This window comes from Piscibacillus salipiscarius (genome assembly GCF_042685285.1).
Taxonomy (GTDB): Bacteria; Bacillota; Bacilli; order Bacillales; family Alkalibacillaceae; genus Piscibacillus; species Piscibacillus salipiscarius.
The window spans coordinates 114668-131193 of sequence record NZ_JBHUMZ010000013.1 but is presented as its reverse complement, the minus strand read 5'-3'; the positions used below and the strand labels follow the sequence as shown (position 1 = coordinate 131193).

The window sequence follows — 16526 nt, the reverse complement described above, 5'->3', positions numbered from 1 at the left end:
TGGTATGACAACATTTCCCGAGGGAGTCTTGCATTTTGACTACGCTAATAACACTCAATATTCGTTTATAGAAAAGCTATATTACTTTTGTCCCAACCTCTTTTACTTCACTTCAACTTTCACAAACTCTCTTGGATCTTCAAGTGCTTTAGCTTCACGTTCTCCTTTTTCAATATTCACTAATTGTAATAACACGATACCAATTATGAAGAACACGATTAGAGACAGAATTCCTAGGCGACTATTACCCGTCAGTCCCGCTGTAATCCCGAACACGGCTGGTCCAATAATGGCTGCGAATTTTGATGTAATTCCGTAGAAACCAAAAAACTCAGCGTGCTTATTATGAGGAATCATGCGAGCAAAAATCGATCGGCTAAGTGCCTGCGCACCGCCTTGTACGGTTCCTACACAAACCGCTAACAAATAAAAATGAAGAGCACTAGTCATGAAATAGCCTAGTATAACGATGACAACATAAACCGCAAGTGCTAACGTCAGCGCTTTTTTAGCCGAGATCCACTTGGCCAATTTTGAGAAAAACAACGTACATGGAATTCCGACAAACTGTGTAATTAATAATGCAGCAATAAGGTCATTCGTGCCAATACCTATGGTCGAACCATAAAACGTCGCCATACGAATGATGGTTGAAATCCCATCTGAGAACATCCAAAACGCGATAATAAAAATTAATAATTGCTTATAGTACTTAAGCGTTTTGAATGTCTCTCCAATTCGGCTAAAGCCAATAGCAATATAGGATTTATCTCTTTTCTCAGTTGGATCACCGACCTTCTTTTCCTTCAAGTTCTTAAACAAAGGAATTGAGAAGATAAACCACCAAATCCCAACAGTAACAAACGCAACTTGTGTTGCCTCTTTACTACTCGGGAATCCGAACCAGTCATATTTCATAATCATGACAAGGTTAATCGCAAGTAAAATCCCGCCACCTATGTAACCAAATGCATAAGCCTTCGTTGAAATGCGGTCCATCTCTTCATTTTTAGCCACGTGCGGCAGGAAAGCATCATAAAATACATTCCCTCCTGAAAAACCAACTGAAGCTAAAATAAAGAGAATTGAGGCTAATAAATAATCCCCTTCGTTCACTGTAAATAAAAGTACACTTCCTGCCATCCCCATGAAAGCAAAAAAACGCAGGAACTTCATCTTGGCTCCTGAATAATCTGCGATCGCTCCTAATACCGGCGCCATAGTTGCTACGATTAAAACAGCGACAGATTGGGTAAAAGAATAGTAGCTCGTAGCAGTTCCTTCTGAAAGGTTGTTCGCTGCTACGCTGTTATAAAAAATGGGAAACACAGCAGCCATAATCGTCGTTGCAAAAGCTGAATTGGCCCAATCATACATCATCCAGCTTCGTTGCAGCTTACGGTCCATAACATCACTCTTTCACTATTTTCTTTAAGCATATCAAAAGGTTGAAGTTTATTTCCACATATTTCAGAAAATTTACAATAAATATAGAAAACTCAAGACAAATTGACACTATTAAAAAGAAACCTAAGAATCTCGAGCTAGACTAAAATACCCTTTATTTAAATATAAAATTTTTTCATAATATTAATAAAACACTTATTAGTAAAGGAGATCATGATGACTGAGAATACTCAAAAACAAGCCTACAACAGAAGACAAATCGTTGGCCTAATTCTAGGCCCCTTATTATTTATTGTCACACTACAATTTTTATCTTTCCCAGGAATGTCTGCAGAAGCTCAAGCCATTTTAGCGAGTACGTTATGGATTGCGACGTGGTGGGTTACTGAAGCCATCCCTATTGCAGCAACAGCTTTATTACCGATTATCTTATTCCCATTAACAGGCGGACTTGAATTAGGTGATACGACCTCTGCTTACGGAGATGACATAATCTTCTTATTCATGGGAGGATTTTTAATCGCACTGGGCATGGAGAGATGGAACCTACATAAACGAATTGCCCTAACCATTATTAAAATGGTTGGAACAGGGTTAAATCGTTTAATATTAGGATTCATGATTGCAACAGCTTTTTTATCGATGTGGATCTCTAACACCGCAACAGCTATGATGATGGTACCTATTGGTTCGGCGATCATTTACAAAATGAGAGAATCTGCTGAAACTAATGCGAGTGAGGTCAGCCAAGCTGAATCAGATAAGTTCTCAAAAGCCCTTATGTTAGCCATCGCGTACAGTGCATCTATTGGAGGGTTAGGTACATTAATTGGTACACCGCCAAACGCGCTTTTTGCTGGAGTTGTCGATAATCTATTTAATGTTACGGTTTCATTTGCAACTTGGATGATGTTTGGTGTTCCAATTGTCATAATTCTATTAACGATCGCTTGGTTTTATTTAGTGAAAGTGGCTTTTCGATTAGACATTGATGAATTTCCAGGCGGAAAAAGCGTCATCGATGATGAAATGAAAGAGATTGGCAGCATGTCAACAGAAGAAAAATTTGTGCTTACGGTCTTTTCATTAACGGCATTAGCTTGGATTTCAAGATCTTTTATTTTACAAGACTTGCTTCCAGGAATAGATGATGCGGTCATCGCGATCACTGGAGCACTTATCTTGTTCTTAATTCCTTCTAAGAATAAAAAAGGCGAATTCATCATGGACTGGGATACAGCAAAAGGATTGCCATGGGGTATTCTGCTCTTATTTGGAGGAGGCCTTGCAATCGCGGCAGGCTTTAGCGATACGGGACTTGCTGAATGGATTGGTGAACAAATGACAGGTCTTCAAGGGTTAAACTTCGTGTTAATCGTTGCCATCATTACAGCAATCGTTATTTTACTTACTGAAATTTCATCGAATACGGCAACAGCTACCATGCTACTTCCAATCATGGCATCGTTAGCTAGCGCTATCCAGGTTCACCCGTACAGCTTGATGATTGCAGGTGCACTCGCTGCATCATGTGCATTCATGCTACCAGTTGCAACTCCACCAAACGCTGTTGTGTTCGGGTCTGGCTATTTAAGAATTGAAGATATGGCTAAGGCTGGTCTATGGCTCAATGTTGTTGCTGTGATCATCATTACCGCAGCCATTTACTTATTACTTCCACTTACATTTGGATTAGATTTATTTAATTATCCATTCTAGGAAAATAAGCGTAAAGCTAAAATCACGTGGATTCACAAGAGTTCACGTGATTTTTTATGCCTGTGCGGAGATTTTAAACCTATAATCATTTGAATATTATGTTAAAATTTAACTAAACAATTAACTCAAGGAGTTATCATGTTACTTTCTACAACAATTATCGGTTGGATCGGAATATTATTATACATAATTATAATTTTTACATATAAAATGTTGGCTAAAAATAACGAGTTTGCTTTTATACATATTCTAATGGCAACAATGAATGCCTTATGGCTCCCTTTACCATTGTCTTTATATCTATTACTAAATTCAGAAATTCTCATTGTTGGTACCATATTTGGATTTGTATATTTATTTATGTTGGTAATAACCATGGCGCTTCAAACAGGTCATATTACGTACATTGTTAAACGAAATCAAAATCAGTCTATTACTGAACAACAAGCAGATTATATGATGGCAACCTTATCAAATCCGTTTGAAAGTTTGACCGGGGTATTCAAAGGTATTTGGGCATTATTTTTAGGGTTCACTTTTTGGAATAATGGTGAAATCTTAATGGCTACTCTAATGTTTATATTTAGTGTAATGCTTTTTTATTATTTAGTTTTAATGCTCAATACAAGCGTAATCAAACAAGTCAAATGGTTATCTAGCATAAAACCAAACTCGTTAATTATTAACCTTGAAACTCTTTTCTTCTTCATCATACTAATGAGTTATATCACTGTTAATATTTAAGATCTGTTAAACTTTAATGTTGATAATTGCTTAAAAATAAAGGGAAGCCATAACAAATAACGTTTCCTTCAATCTTGTTTATGTAACTCTCCCGATTCTGAAACAATAAGAAATTTAAGAACCGTTTTTTATAAGACGATTCTCTAAAGATTCGATTGCCAGTTTTAGTGCATTTAAACGACGCTCATTTAATGTTTTTTGAGAACTTCCTTCTTTTGCTTGTGCTATTTGTTTTTCGATAGACGGAATAATACCTTGTAGAACATCTTTAGAAGTCGATATGATTTCTTCGTCATAGCAAAAATCTTCCCCATTCCAAGTACCTTTTAGGCTTTCTAAACCAATTTTTACTGCGTTTAGTCTCTTTTTCACAAGAGTTGTATTTGAACCTTTTTCTGTCATACTTTTATAAGCATTTGAAAGTTTATTAAAAGTTGACTCCAAGGATTTAATGGACAATTCTTGGATTTCTTGACTAACAGTCTTCATATACAAACCTCACTTTTTTGTTCTTAATAATCCAACATAAACCATATTTTCCCCTTCACTTCTTATAAATTTACTACCTTCATCAACTCTTGCCCCCGTTACCTTAATATTCTAACTTACCTCTTCTACTTCAAATCTTAGTCTATCTAAATCCCATACATCTTCATCATAATTTTTTATAATCTCTACTTTAACTTTTTGCCCTTCCTCATAATCTTCTGGAGTGGGAATTCGAATAGTTTGTGATGTTGGCTTCTTTTCAAAACCATAGGACTCAAGAGAAGTCCCTGGCTTGTTAAATGTTGTCCAAGCTTCAATTTCAATTACCATATCTCCACTGACTTCGTTGATTTCCTTTATGTTCCCTTGAATAAATGTTCCTTCTTCAATTTGAGAACAACCTATCAATATAATAGCTAAAGTTGTAAATACGAAGAATCTCTTTGTTTTCGACATTTATAAACCCCTTCCACTTATACAATAAACCTGCCTAGAAGTTCAAGACCTTCTAAATTAATTTGTTCAACATATGGTTTCTCCTTATATTCAATCATAGTCTTCTCATTATTATAATTAACCTTCACTACAATGAATTCGACAGAAAAAGCATTAACCCTTTTTGGATTAATGCCCCTTTAGTAGAAGAATTTTATTCACCTAAATATTCGTTATGTAAAATCCCCATATGCACAATATCTTCCCATTTTCCGTTTCTAAACAGGCATTGTCTGCTAATGCCTTCTTCTTTAAAACCTAACTTTTTATACAATTTAATTGCTTTATGATTAAATGAAAATACTCTTAGAGATACTCGGTGCAAATTTAGTTCAAGAAAAGCATAGTTTAGTAAGATTTGTAATGCCTCGGAACCATATCCTTGACCCCAATAATCTTTTTCTCCAATATCAATAATACATTCAGAATTTCTGTTTTTATAATCAATATTGATCAGTGAAGTAATTCCTATCGCTTTATCTTCTTCTTTTTGGAGGATGATATAGCTCTTAGAAGACCTAGAGTCAGTAAGGTTATTTTCAACAAAACTTCTTGTATCCTCAAGAGAATATAAATCTAAAGATGGATTAGTTGTATACATCACATCCATATTGTTTCTCCATGAGTGATATAGTTCCACATCATTTTTATCTACTTTACGTAATACTAGTCTTTTTGATGAAAACATCTTATTTTAATATGGAATATCATTTATTATATTAGATTTGTTTAGAGTAGGTCTTTAGTTCAACAAGGAATCAGCAAAAAATTCATTTGCAGCCTTGATTATTTCTTTAGGCTTCTCCACTACTGTCCAGTGGCCACAATCTTTAATCTCTTTTAATTCAGCGTGAGGTATATGTTTTAATAATAGGGTTTTTATTAAATCTGGTGTTAAAATATCATAGCTACCTTGTAAGATGAGAATTTTGAACTTAAATATACAAACCATGTCCTAAAAAATTAGGACATGGTTAACATAATGTTACTTGCGCTCTATTATCTGAATAAGATTACCGCATGTATCATCGAAGACAGCTAAAGTGTGATCCCCCATCTCTGTTGGCTCCATAGTAAACGTCACTCCATGTTTCAATAATCTTTTGTACTCTTTGTGAACATCTGTAACGCCAAACATTGTTGCTGGGATACCTTGCTCAAGTAATTGTTTTTGATAATCTTTGGCAGCTGGATTGTCATTTGGTTCGAGTAGAAGCTCGGTACCATTTTGGTTATCCGGAGAAACAACTGTTATCCACCTAAATTCACCGGCTGGAACATCGTGCTTTTTTACAAAACCAAGCGTTTCTGAATAAAACTTTAGTGCCTTATCTTGATCATCTACAAATAAACTGGTAACAATGATTTGCATATATTTTCCCTCCTAAATGTCTTCGATGTATGGTGGTGATGTGCAAAATCTAGCTGTAAATTGATAGCCATACATCTACTGAACTAATCGAAACACCCTAAGTAACTTCGTACACTTCTATTCCCTTAGTTACGTCTGTGGGATATATTATTTTTAAATTATTCAACCCACCCTTTCAATAAGTTTTTAAGTGGTTCGTTGTCAAACATAAGAACTCGGTATTTCCCCTTTCGTTTTGATTTTAAAAGTCCCGCCTCTTCCAATACAGAAAGATGTTTAGCTATCCCTTGACGAGAAATGGTGAGATTGTGTTTCATAATAAGACGTGATGTAAGTTCATACAGCGTCAGCTCATTGCGTTCGGATAGTTCATTCAATATTAGTCGCCGAGTCGAGTCAGCGAGCGCTTTGAAAATAGCGTCTTTTTCTCTTTCCAATTTCATATTTTCATTATATGCAACCAAAAGGTTACATGTCAACCTCAAGCAACTAAATAGTTGCATAAAAAACAACTGAATCATGTAACCATAACTACAATATTGATTTCATACCTTGTGAGTATGTTAAAGCTTGATATTAATAGCAAGCTCAAAACTCTTGATATACCCAAAATAAAACACGTGAATTCAAAAATGAATTCACGTGCGATGTTCACCGTTGTCTAAATCTTTTAATCGGGTGTTAAATAAACTCTTTTACGCCTGCTTCTGTAAGTTCACATACATTTTCTGATAAGCTTCTGATTCATCTTTCAGACCCATCTCTAAATATGTTTTCGATAGCCATTTAAGTGGTCGTGCTTCATCTGGCTTTAACTCAGATTCCATGCTGAAACAGTCTAATGCTTGATTCCACTGTTTGAATTCAAAATATAGCTCTCCAAGTGGCTGCATGTTTTCCAAGTCTTCACTCATCTTATAGATTCGATCAAACTTCTGAATCACATCAAGCTGGCCGCATACCTCTCTTAGTGGTTCTAGCCAGTCATGTACATCAGTTAATTCATATTGTGCGAGTAGACAGATCAAACATTTATTTAACAGTACGTCAGATGAATTTGGCTCTTGTTTGAATAGTTTTAGAAGTAAGTTTTGCAATGCCTCTGGTTGGATTTTTAACTCTTCAGGAGACATTTCATTTAAAGAAGTGTGCAGTTGTTTCATATCAGCTGTAGTTAATTCAAAATTTGATTGTAGTAACAATAAGGAAGCGCGATCTATTTGTTTTAGGTCTAAATATTTTCTTAACAGAAGTTCATGTAATGGGGTAAATGGGCGTTGCCTAGATAAACGCTCTAATAAATCGACCGACTCTTGGTCTGAGAAGTGTTGATGTAGAAGTTGGTTCAGTGAGTTTAATACCTGCTTTGAAGGAGATATTTTCATTTGTTCATAAAGGAGCATACTTTGTTCTAGCGTGCGGTTTTCTGTAGTTAGCTGATTAACATACTGATCAAAATAACGGTCTGGCTCATGGAACATAATTTTTTCCGCTTCAATTAAATCTTCCTGAAAAAGCGCTTCTTCTCTGTCTTGGTACATGTTGATAAAATCTTTATAAATTAAGTCACTAGCTAGTGATTTAACGAAGCTATGTTTTGGTGCAAAATCCTTTAAAATTCGGATGATCTGATAAGCAGAAAATAACTGTCCGCCTCTACGGTCCTCATAAAACATATCTTTAAGTTCATTAAATAATTGTTTTTTGGAAATAAACGATTCGAAAAACGTTAAGATGTAGGCTTTTTCTTGTTTGGTGAAGTGTTGGTTCAATTTACGGAGAAGCTGTTTGTTGTTAATGATTTTAGCAGAGTGGTTAGATGTTACTAAGTGGTTCATAAACGGATGCGGGGCTTGATAAGTGTGACCTTGTTTAAAGGCTCTTTCAATGAAGGAATGTCTGCGCAGTTTAGTGGTCTTTTTGGCGGTTAAGAACGCACCTTTGTAGAAAAACAAGTAATATAACTCTTGGTCGTCACTCACGGCCTCCAAGATCTGCGCTTGTACATAGTTCGCCATCCGTTCAGCTCGTAGTTTCAATGACTTGCTCTTAGCATCTAGAATCGTAAATTGGTGATTTATCATATCAACCCTCCTAGTTAACACTAGTTTATCATAATTATATGTCTAATGGTGTAAATTCATGACGTTGTTCTTGAGAAAAGGTTTTTCCTGGCGTCATAATCATCGTTATTTTACTTTTTTATTCCCTACTTATTCGTTTTTATTCTCTACTTCAACAGATTTATTCTCCAGAATAATAATCTTATTCACTAGTTCATCAAAAATTTTCGCCACTTTTTAAAATAAATTCGCCAGTTTATCCTATTTATTCGCTACTAAATTCTTTTATTCCCGACCACATATGCTGCCACGGTGTTCATATATAAAAAACAAAACCCACATCTAATGCGGGTTTTAGGTTGTATGAGCTAATCTCATATCTTGATAAATATCTTTTTTAAACTGTAAAAATTCATCCGTTAACAATAATTCCTCACGTCTTGGCCGGTCAAATGGTACTTTGTATTCATTTAGCACTGATGCAGGTCTAGGAGACAAAATAATAATTCTGTCAGATAAGAAGATCGCCTCTTCAATATTGTGAGTGACAAATAGAATAGAGCGTTTCGCCTCTTCCCACATGGATAACAGCCACTTCTGCATATCCGTTCGGGTAAATTCATCTAAGGCAGAGAATGGTTCATCAAGTAAAATTAAAGACTGCGGGCTTAGTACACTTCTTATAAATGATGCGCGCTGCTTCATACCACCTGATAATTCGTGAGGATGAGCATCCTTATACTCGCTAAGACCAGCTCGTTCAATCATTTCTAGAGCTTTAGCTCGATCCTTTCGCCCAGATATTTCTTGTCCTAATAACACGTTATCTAAAATCGATCGCCAAGGAAGTAAAGATGGTGTTTGCGGGGTGTAACTGATTGACCCGCGTTTGCCCTTAATACTATTTCCATTTAACAACACGTCACCAGAATTCGGAATGGTTAAACCACCAATAATGCCAAACAAAGTGCTTTTCCCGCTTCCTGAAGGCCCGAGGATTGAGACAAATTCACCTTCTGAGACAGAAAAACTCACATCATTTAACACGTGCACATCGCCAAACGTTTGATTAATTTGCTTTACCTCAAGATGTTTCACTAGAACCACCCTCTCCTGATGAACGCCAGCGTATGACTATTTTCTCAAGCCAGTTAATGAAAATAAAGAATAATAAGCTTAGAGCGACGATGATAAGGATTGCCACAAATACACGGTCAGTTCGATAAGATGAAGACGCAAGCGTCATGTAATAACCAATTCCCTCACTTGCACCTAACCATTCAGAAATAACAGCTCCCATCACACTATACGTTGCAGAAATTTTGAGTCCGGAAAATAAAGACGGCATAGCGTTCGGCCATTCTAATTTCCAGAAAAGCTGCTTACGGCTTGCGCCTGCCATCTGCATATAATGCATGAGATCCCGGTCCGTTTGTCTAAACCCATCAAGTAGTGAAATAGCAATCGGGAAAAAGCAAACGAGTGTAATGACAATAATTTTCGGAAGCATTCCAAACCCAAACCACACGACAAGTAGTGGTGCCAGCACAATAACAGGGATGTTTTGCGATAAAATCAGTAAAGGATAAGTCGATTGTTTTAAAAATGGGACTAAATGTAGGCCTATGGCGACCAAAATTCCAATACTACTTCCGATTAGAAAGCCAACAATAATGAGCTGAACAGTTGCCCATACATGGTGTGAATACTGCCCCCACTCCGTTATACCGACTTCTAATATTTGTGTTGGAGCTGGAAGTAACCAAGTTGGAACTTGAAATAGCTGAACACACAGCTCCCAGATCAGGAATAGAAGGATGATGACCAACGCTGGTCGCCATCCTTGTTTCACTAATGACTTCATCATCTATACTTCTCCGTTAACTCACCCATCGTAATTCCTTCAGGCCGGTACGCTATTTTAACCTGAGAAATCACACTAGGGCTGCCCAGTTCGGTCATTTTCTCGTTCATATTTTCAACCACTGATAACAGCTTTGATAATTCGCCTTCCATAGTCGTTTCAAGGGCATTCACTTGATACGTTACTCCAGAATCCTCGATTAATTTAATCGCTTCATCGACGTATGGAATCACGTCTTCACCGTTTTTAGTTTTAGGAATGATTTGAATACTAACCAGTGCATTTGCCACCTTTATTCCTCCTCAGGTAAAAACTCGTTCGTAAACGCCGCTTCAGCATCTAATGGCTTCTCTAGTAAATCATGCTCTAACATCCATTCAGCATAGTTTTCCCAAACTTTAAGCTTTTGAATCCCCCACTGATTGGCGTCATCTTGATATCTTGGCGATAACCATTCTTGACTCGCTTTAACGAGCTCAGGGTCAAGGTCAGGTACTGCTTCAATTAAGATGTTAGCTGATTCTTCTGGATTGTCGATTGCAAACTGATACCCTTTGGATGCGGCATTCATAAATTTTTGTACAGTTTCAGAGTTTTCGTTGATCATGTCTTCATTCGTTGCGATGACTGGCGTATAGTAATCTAGCTTTTCACTATAATCCGTTAAATAGATCATATTAAGCGGAGTGCCTCTTAATTCTGCTTCAATTCCAGTCCACCCATAATAGATCCAGGCAAAGTCAACATCGCGCTTAACAGCTGTAAAAAAGTCAGCATCACCAATATTTACAATTTCAACTTTATCGACATCTGCTCCTTCTTGCTGCATCAGTGATGACAATACAGCTTTTTCTAATGGTGCTCCCCAGCCGCCATATTTTTTACCTTCAAAATCTTTTGGCGACGTAATCCCTTTATCTTTCGGCGAGGCAAATCCGGATGTATTATGCTGAATGATGGCAGCGATTGAAACGATAGGAACATCTTGAATTCGCGCTTCCGTAATACCTTCTTGATAACTAATGCCAAAATCCGCTTGGCCTGATGCGATTAACTGATCGGCGCTCGCTTCACCCGGCATAATTATTTCAACGTCTAATCCTTGTTCTTTAAAATAACCCTTTTCTTTGGCTACATAAATGCCAGTATGATTCGTATTTGGCGTCCAATCTAGTACAAATTTAATGTCTTTTAAATCTTCACTTTCCTCACTATTGTTACCACAAGCTGATAACAATAGAAGTAAGGCAAAAATAAAAAGCATCATCTTTTTCATGTTAAAAATCCCCCCTTGTCTTGTCATAACTAGACTAGTTGAAAGGGAATTTTATGTATAAAAATACCCTAGGACTATGCCTAGGGTTCACGTTTTTGTTCATTAACATAAATGGTGTTCCCTACGCTGGTGTCAGCCAGGTCAGGTTCTAAGGGTCAGTATCTTACGGATACAATCTCAACCAGCAACACTGGTCCCCCTACAACTTAATCTAGTTATGCTTTTGTCAATCTTAGTATGACAAAATCTTAAGGTGATTGCAACTCATTTTAGTTGTTTAATAAGGCGCGGTCAGCTTGAATATAACCAGCACCATACGTGTTGCGATCACCTAGACTTTCAGCCGTTTCCATTAGTACATTTTTCACCTCATCCGGTGATAAAGAAGGGTTTTGTTCTAAAATCAAAGCAACGACTCCGGCACAAATTGGCGTGGCCATAGATGTACCTGACATCGTAAAGTAGTATTCACCTACTCTAGCACTCTTTTGAAGCCTATCAATATAAGAATTTGGTGATCTTAAAGAAATAATATCGACACCTGGAGCAACAACATCAGGCTTCACTTCGTTATAAATGGTTGGCCCGCGGCTTGAGAACTCAGCTATTCGATCATCTTGTCGTTCGATAGTACCTCTGTCATCCATCGCCCCAACTGTTATCACTTTATTACTAATGCCTGGACTTGCGATCGATTGTTGATCTGGGCCTTCATTACCTGCTGCAACACAGACGACAATTCCCGCATCCCATGCAGCTTCGACGATTTGAACCATTGGGTCATCATCTTCTGTTGGATATGAACGACTCGCAGGTGTTCCTAAAGACATTGAAATTACACCAATATTTAGCCTATCTTTATGATCGATACACCACTGAACACCTTCCATGACCGTTGATAAAGAGCCAGACCCCATTTTATCTAAAACTTTAATCCCTATAATGTTGGCTTTGGTGGCAGGACCTTGATACTGTCCTTCTGACATAGCGCCATTACCCGCGACATCCCCAGCACAGTGGGTGCCGTGTCCGTTATCATCATATGCATCATTATTTTGATTGACTAAATCAACAAATTCCACAATTCGACCGTCTAAATCAGGGTGTTGATGCACACCTGTATCTAACACCGCAACATTAACGCCATCACCAGTGTAAGGCAGGTCGCTTCCTTCTGAATTTTTTGCACCAACAGTTGGTGTAGCCACATCGAGAAATGCCAATACTTGTCGGTCAGCATATACTTTTTTGACTTTAGGACAATTGTCCAACAAATCTACTAAAGCATCTGGCGTCAACTTAGCTTGGCAGCAACCAATCACTGTTAACACCTTTTCCATTCGGCACCCAAAATGACGATCAGTCACTTTATCTATATTATTGAGTTCTTCAACAAGGTCACACGAACTCTGATCAAACTGTACAATCACATTATAGCGCTTAGATTTCTTAAAGATTTTATCCATATACTTGTGTAAGAAGCACGGTGTATATTTAAAAGGCTGATACATGTGAAGTAAATCATCGCGCAGGCGGCGATCTAGTTTATGAGCGTGGTGCCTAATTGCCTGAATCATAGATAGTTGAAACATCATCTCACCTCTCTTTTAATAGATTCCTTATTAATCTATTAAAATTAAGTGAGAACGTAACGGTCAGTGTACTAGATTTATGAGATTAGGTGAATTAATGAATCAATAATATAAGAATCGTATAAAGTGTTTAGTTTATATCCCAGGTTCAACTAACGTCTACCTTATTCTTCTTTAATTGCTTGGTTCACGTCATAATCTTCTATTTGAAGTTCCGTTGGTACACCTAACACGAGTCTTGCAAGCTCTGCCCCTAAATACGGACCACTTGTGAGTCCGGATGCACCTAATCCATTAGCTACGAGTAACCCATTAAACTGTTGTACAGGACCAATAACCGGAAGAAAACCAGGAGTATATGGCCTAAAGCCCACTCTCGTTTCAATAACTGAGCTATCATCTAATCCAGGAGCTACTTCCAAAGCTTTTCCTAACATTTCATGAATACCAGCTGTTGTGTTTCTATAATCAAATTCGACTTCATCTGTTCTCGTTGCACCTACGACGATTTTGTTATCATCAAACGTAAGTAAATATGAATTATTTGGAGGCATAACAACAGGCCAGCCACCTGTTTCTAAATGATGATACCTTAAATGAATAATCTGCGCTCGCTGGTGAGTAACTTGAAACGTTAAACCTAGTGGCTGAAGTAACTGTTTGGACCAAGCACCACTTGTGTCGATGACTTGATTAGCTAGCAATTTTTCTCCGTTAACTTCAGCTCCTATAACGTAATAACCATCAGTTAAAATTTGAGCTGAACCACGCATGACTGTCGCCCCGTTTTTCTCTGCTCCTCTAATGAGTGAATCACGCATGGCTCGTCCATCGACCCTTGCTCCACCACTGACATAGACAGCACCATAATCTTCTGACAATAACGGAAAGTAGCTCCTCGCTTCTTCAGGTGACAGTAATTTGATGTCACCTATTTCAGGGGCGTCTTCTCTTCGTTTCTTAGCACGTTCTACCATTTTTTCAAGCTTTGTCTGATCTGTATGTAAACTAATGGTTCCAACTTGTTTATAGCCAACATCTGCTTCGCCATCCTCAGTAAGCATATTAACTAGCTCAGGATAATACTTAGCACCACCTTTTACCATGCGGTACCAAGCCTTATTACGTCTTTGAGATAACCAAGGACAAACAATTCCGGCTGCAGCATCGGTAGCTTGCCCTAGATCTTGCCGGTCGACTAAAGTGACTTCAGCACCTTTTTTCGCTAAATGATAAGCTGCTGAAGCACCTAGAATACCGCCGCCTATAACAATCACTGACATATAATTCACTCCAACTTCTTGTTGTTTCTAATTGGCATTATATTAGATAAAACTTTAGCGTTAAACAAATATCGATTATAATAAACACAAATAAACCTTTTGGAGGTTAAGTGGATGCAGCAACTTCAGTTTGAAGAAAAATGGGACAAAACCATATCTGATCAAGACCGTCGTAAAATCGAAGAAGTTTTTGAAGAGACGAAGAATCATGATGACTTTGAATTTGAGCCTGTCACATTATGGCAAGCGAATAATCACAAAGACGAATTGCTCGTAACAGCTCTATTACATAACCGAAGTGATAAGACTGTTTCGTTTAATGATGTTCATATCACTTATAAAACATTAGACGCCCCCATCGCAGAGCGTGATTTTAACATTCCAAGACTACAAATCCCCCCGACAACGAGTATGCCTTGGACATTTATTTTCCCAGATTCAAAAGTCGATGATCCAACATTAGGTGTGCTGAATATTACTTAAGCCACCCTTTTTCTTTAATTTTTGATACTGCTTCAACTCGATTAGATACTTCTAATTTATCAAAAATCACGGAAATATAGTTTCGGACTGTTCCGTACGTTAAAAATAATTTTTGTGCAATTTCTTTTGTGCTTAAGCCCTCTGCAATGAGTTCAATGACTTCTGTTTCACGTTCAGTTAACGGATTGGGCTCTTCAAATGCAAGGTCAATAAGCTCTGGAGCATAAACCTTACGTCCTTTCATAATGGAGCGAATGGAATTGGCTAAGTCTTCGCTCGGGCTGTCTTTAAGTAAATAGCCGCTTACCTTAGCTTTTCTAGCTCGTTCAAAATAACCTGATCTTGCAAATGTCGTTAAAATAATCGTCTGACAAGGTGCATCCATTAATTCCTCAGCTGCATCTAAACCAGTTTTTATTGGCATTTCAATATCCATAATGCATATATCTGGATTTAAATCGCGAACAAGTTTAATCACTTCTTCTCCATTTGAAGCTTGACCAACGACTTCCATATCATCTTCAAGGTCTAAAAGTGACCCTAGTGCCCCAAGTAACATCTGTTGGTCTTCTGCAATGACGATTTTAATCATCTCGCATCCTCCCTATTGATTTGCTGTGTGACATTTGGTATTTGTATTTCTATTCGAGTTCCTGAATTGGTCTTTAAATTAAATTTGCCATTCACAAATTCTAACCGTTCAGATATTCCGCGAAGGCCATGCCCTTTAGATTGTTTGGATTGATCAATTCCTACTCCATCATCTTGTATCAACATCTTCACTTCATTAGGCGATTCGTTAATGTCGATTAAACAGTGACTTGCTTCACTATGTTTAACAACATTTGTGACGGCTTCTTTTAGGCACATACTTAACACATCTTCAACTAACGCTGGTGATTGTTTAAGCTCCAAATCACCTTTTATTGTAACTTCAATTCCAGCTGCATCTAATAACTGTTTAACATGCTTAATTTCATCATCTAACTTAGCACCACGCATATCAGAAAGCATATCCCTAACTTCTTTTAAAGCCGTTCGGGCTGTTTTATTGATATCGGTAATCTCACTTTTAGCTTTTAAGGTATCTTTGTCAATAAGTCGTTTAGCTAAATCACTTTTAAGACCAATTAAAGAAAGCTTCTGCCCTAACGTATCATGTAAGTCGCGTGCAATCCTCTGACGCTCTTCGTAAACGAGTAACTGCGATATTTTTTCATTTGCATCGACTAATTGTGCTTCTAACTTTTGTCTTTTCAACCTGTTATACGTGTTAATTGGAAGTAAAATGACACCTAAAATCGCTATAACAATAAACGGCAACTGATACTGAAATAGCTCTTCTTGCGTGAAGACACTAAAGCCAGCCGCTATAAGTGTTGTGACAATATGTACAACATATAACGTAATAAATCCACCTTTATGCTTGATGTTTCCTATGAAAAACGCTAAAAACAACGCGAAATATACATAACCATATACAAGTGACATCCCAATATTAATCAGCATCATGATCGATACACATACGTATAAAAACCAGCCATTTGATAAGAAAGATAACCGGTATGACGCAAAGAAAATAGCAATTAAAATGATCCCTAATATCGCTTCTAACCATGACGTTGAGCGAAAAATAAAATAAAATGGTAATAAACTAAAAATAATCCATACATAGATACTTAAGCTTAAGTTTTTCGGAAAAATATTATACCAATTCTGCATGTAGTGGATGTCCTCTC

Annotated in this window: 18 protein-coding genes and 1 riboswitch; of the genes, 3 read left to right on the top strand and 15 right to left on the bottom strand. The window is 37.3% G+C overall.

Translation table 11 applies throughout. The features are described 5' to 3' along the window. Positions 1-102 precede the first annotated feature (102 nt). On the bottom strand, positions 103-1407 hold the full coding sequence (locus ACFSW4_RS04545) for an MFS transporter (RefSeq protein WP_377327730.1): 1305 nt from the start codon (positions 1405-1407) through the stop codon (positions 103-105). Positions 1408-1623: 216 nt separating this feature from the next. Here ACFSW4_RS04545 and ACFSW4_RS04540 point away from each other — a divergent pair, with 216 nt between their 5' ends. Then, positions 1624-3126, top strand: a complete 1503-nt coding sequence (locus tag ACFSW4_RS04540; protein WP_377327728.1) for an SLC13 family permease — start codon at positions 1624-1626, stop codon at positions 3124-3126. 138 nt (positions 3127-3264) lie between these two features. After that, complete coding sequence (locus ACFSW4_RS04535) at positions 3265-3870, top strand: hypothetical protein (RefSeq protein WP_054752541.1); 606 nt, start codon at positions 3265-3267, stop codon at positions 3868-3870. 114 nt (positions 3871-3984) lie between these two features. Here the strand turns inward: ACFSW4_RS04535 and ACFSW4_RS04530 are convergent, their stop codons facing one another. From ACFSW4_RS04530 to ACFSW4_RS04475, 12 genes are all read right to left on the bottom strand, one after another. After that, positions 3985-4359, bottom strand: coding sequence for a hypothetical protein (locus ACFSW4_RS04530; RefSeq protein ID WP_377327726.1), 375 nt, complete (start codon positions 4357-4359; stop codon positions 3985-3987). 111 nt (positions 4360-4470) lie between these two features. Beyond that, a complete protein-coding gene (locus ACFSW4_RS04525; RefSeq protein WP_377327724.1) occupies positions 4471-4815 on the bottom strand; it encodes a hypothetical protein in 345 nt (114 codons plus the stop codon). A gap of 193 nt (positions 4816-5008) precedes the next feature. Then, on the bottom strand, positions 5009-5542 hold the full coding sequence (locus ACFSW4_RS04520) for a GNAT family N-acetyltransferase (protein ID WP_377327722.1): 534 nt from the start codon (positions 5540-5542) through the stop codon (positions 5009-5011). Between the two features lie 297 nt (positions 5543-5839). Next, positions 5840-6226, bottom strand: a complete 387-nt coding sequence (locus ACFSW4_RS04515; protein ID WP_054752545.1) for a VOC family protein — start codon at positions 6224-6226, stop codon at positions 5840-5842. A 158-nt stretch (positions 6227-6384) separates the two neighbouring features. Further along, positions 6385-6663: an ArsR/SmtB family transcription factor gene (locus tag ACFSW4_RS04510; protein WP_279401432.1), complete on the bottom strand. Its 279-nt coding sequence runs from the start codon at positions 6661-6663 to the stop codon at positions 6385-6387. Between the two features lie 258 nt (positions 6664-6921). After that, positions 6922-8310, bottom strand: a complete 1389-nt coding sequence (locus ACFSW4_RS04505; protein WP_377327720.1) for a hypothetical protein — start codon at positions 8308-8310, stop codon at positions 6922-6924. 333 nt (positions 8311-8643) lie between these two features. Further along, positions 8644-9387 (bottom strand): ABC transporter ATP-binding protein, encoded by a 744-nt coding sequence (locus tag ACFSW4_RS04500; RefSeq protein ID WP_054752552.1) that lies wholly within the window; start codon positions 9385-9387, stop codon positions 8644-8646. Further along, positions 9374-10153, bottom strand: coding sequence for an ABC transporter permease (locus ACFSW4_RS04495; RefSeq protein WP_054752696.1), 780 nt, complete (start codon positions 10151-10153; stop codon positions 9374-9376). The genes ACFSW4_RS04500 and ACFSW4_RS04495 overlap by 14 nt, the downstream gene beginning before the upstream one ends. Beyond that, positions 10153-10443 (bottom strand): thiamine-binding protein, encoded by a 291-nt coding sequence (locus ACFSW4_RS04490; RefSeq protein ID WP_054752554.1) that lies wholly within the window; start codon positions 10441-10443, stop codon positions 10153-10155. The genes ACFSW4_RS04495 and ACFSW4_RS04490 overlap by 1 nt, the downstream gene beginning before the upstream one ends. 2 nt (positions 10444-10445) lie before the next feature. Continuing rightward, positions 10446-11429, bottom strand: coding sequence for an ABC transporter substrate-binding protein (locus ACFSW4_RS04485; RefSeq protein ID WP_377327718.1), 984 nt, complete (start codon positions 11427-11429; stop codon positions 10446-10448). Positions 11430-11530: 101 nt separating this feature from the next. Then, a riboswitch (TPP riboswitch) is annotated at positions 11531-11640 on the bottom strand. A 58-nt stretch (positions 11641-11698) separates the two neighbouring features. Further along, positions 11699-13021, bottom strand: a complete 1323-nt coding sequence (locus tag ACFSW4_RS04480; RefSeq protein ID WP_377327716.1) for a S8 family peptidase — start codon at positions 13019-13021, stop codon at positions 11699-11701. A gap of 164 nt (positions 13022-13185) precedes the next feature. Next, positions 13186-14304 carry an NAD(P)/FAD-dependent oxidoreductase gene (locus tag ACFSW4_RS04475; RefSeq protein ID WP_377327714.1) on the bottom strand — a complete coding sequence of 373 codons (1119 nt, stop codon included), beginning with the start codon at positions 14302-14304 and terminating at the stop codon, positions 13186-13188. A 114-nt stretch (positions 14305-14418) separates the two neighbouring features. Here ACFSW4_RS04475 and ACFSW4_RS04470 point away from each other — a divergent pair, with 114 nt between their 5' ends. Next, complete coding sequence (locus ACFSW4_RS04470) at positions 14419-14787, top strand: SLAP domain-containing protein (RefSeq protein ID WP_377327712.1); 369 nt, start codon at positions 14419-14421, stop codon at positions 14785-14787. On the opposite strand, the gene ACFSW4_RS04465 is transcribed toward ACFSW4_RS04470, so the two are convergent. Together ACFSW4_RS04465 and ACFSW4_RS04460 are read right to left on the bottom strand one after the other, a co-directional pair. Then, the gene (locus tag ACFSW4_RS04465) at positions 14780-15379 is read right to left on the bottom strand and encodes a response regulator (RefSeq protein WP_377327710.1); all 600 of its coding nucleotides are present in this window, start codon (positions 15377-15379) and stop codon (positions 14780-14782) included. The two genes, ACFSW4_RS04470 and ACFSW4_RS04465, sit on opposite strands and share 8 nt — an antisense overlap. Continuing rightward, positions 15376-16509 (bottom strand): sensor histidine kinase, encoded by a 1134-nt coding sequence (locus ACFSW4_RS04460; protein WP_377327708.1) that lies wholly within the window; start codon positions 16507-16509, stop codon positions 15376-15378. Before ACFSW4_RS04460 ends, ACFSW4_RS04465 begins: the two co-directional genes overlap by 4 nt. Between the last annotated feature and the right edge of the window lie 17 nt (positions 16510-16526).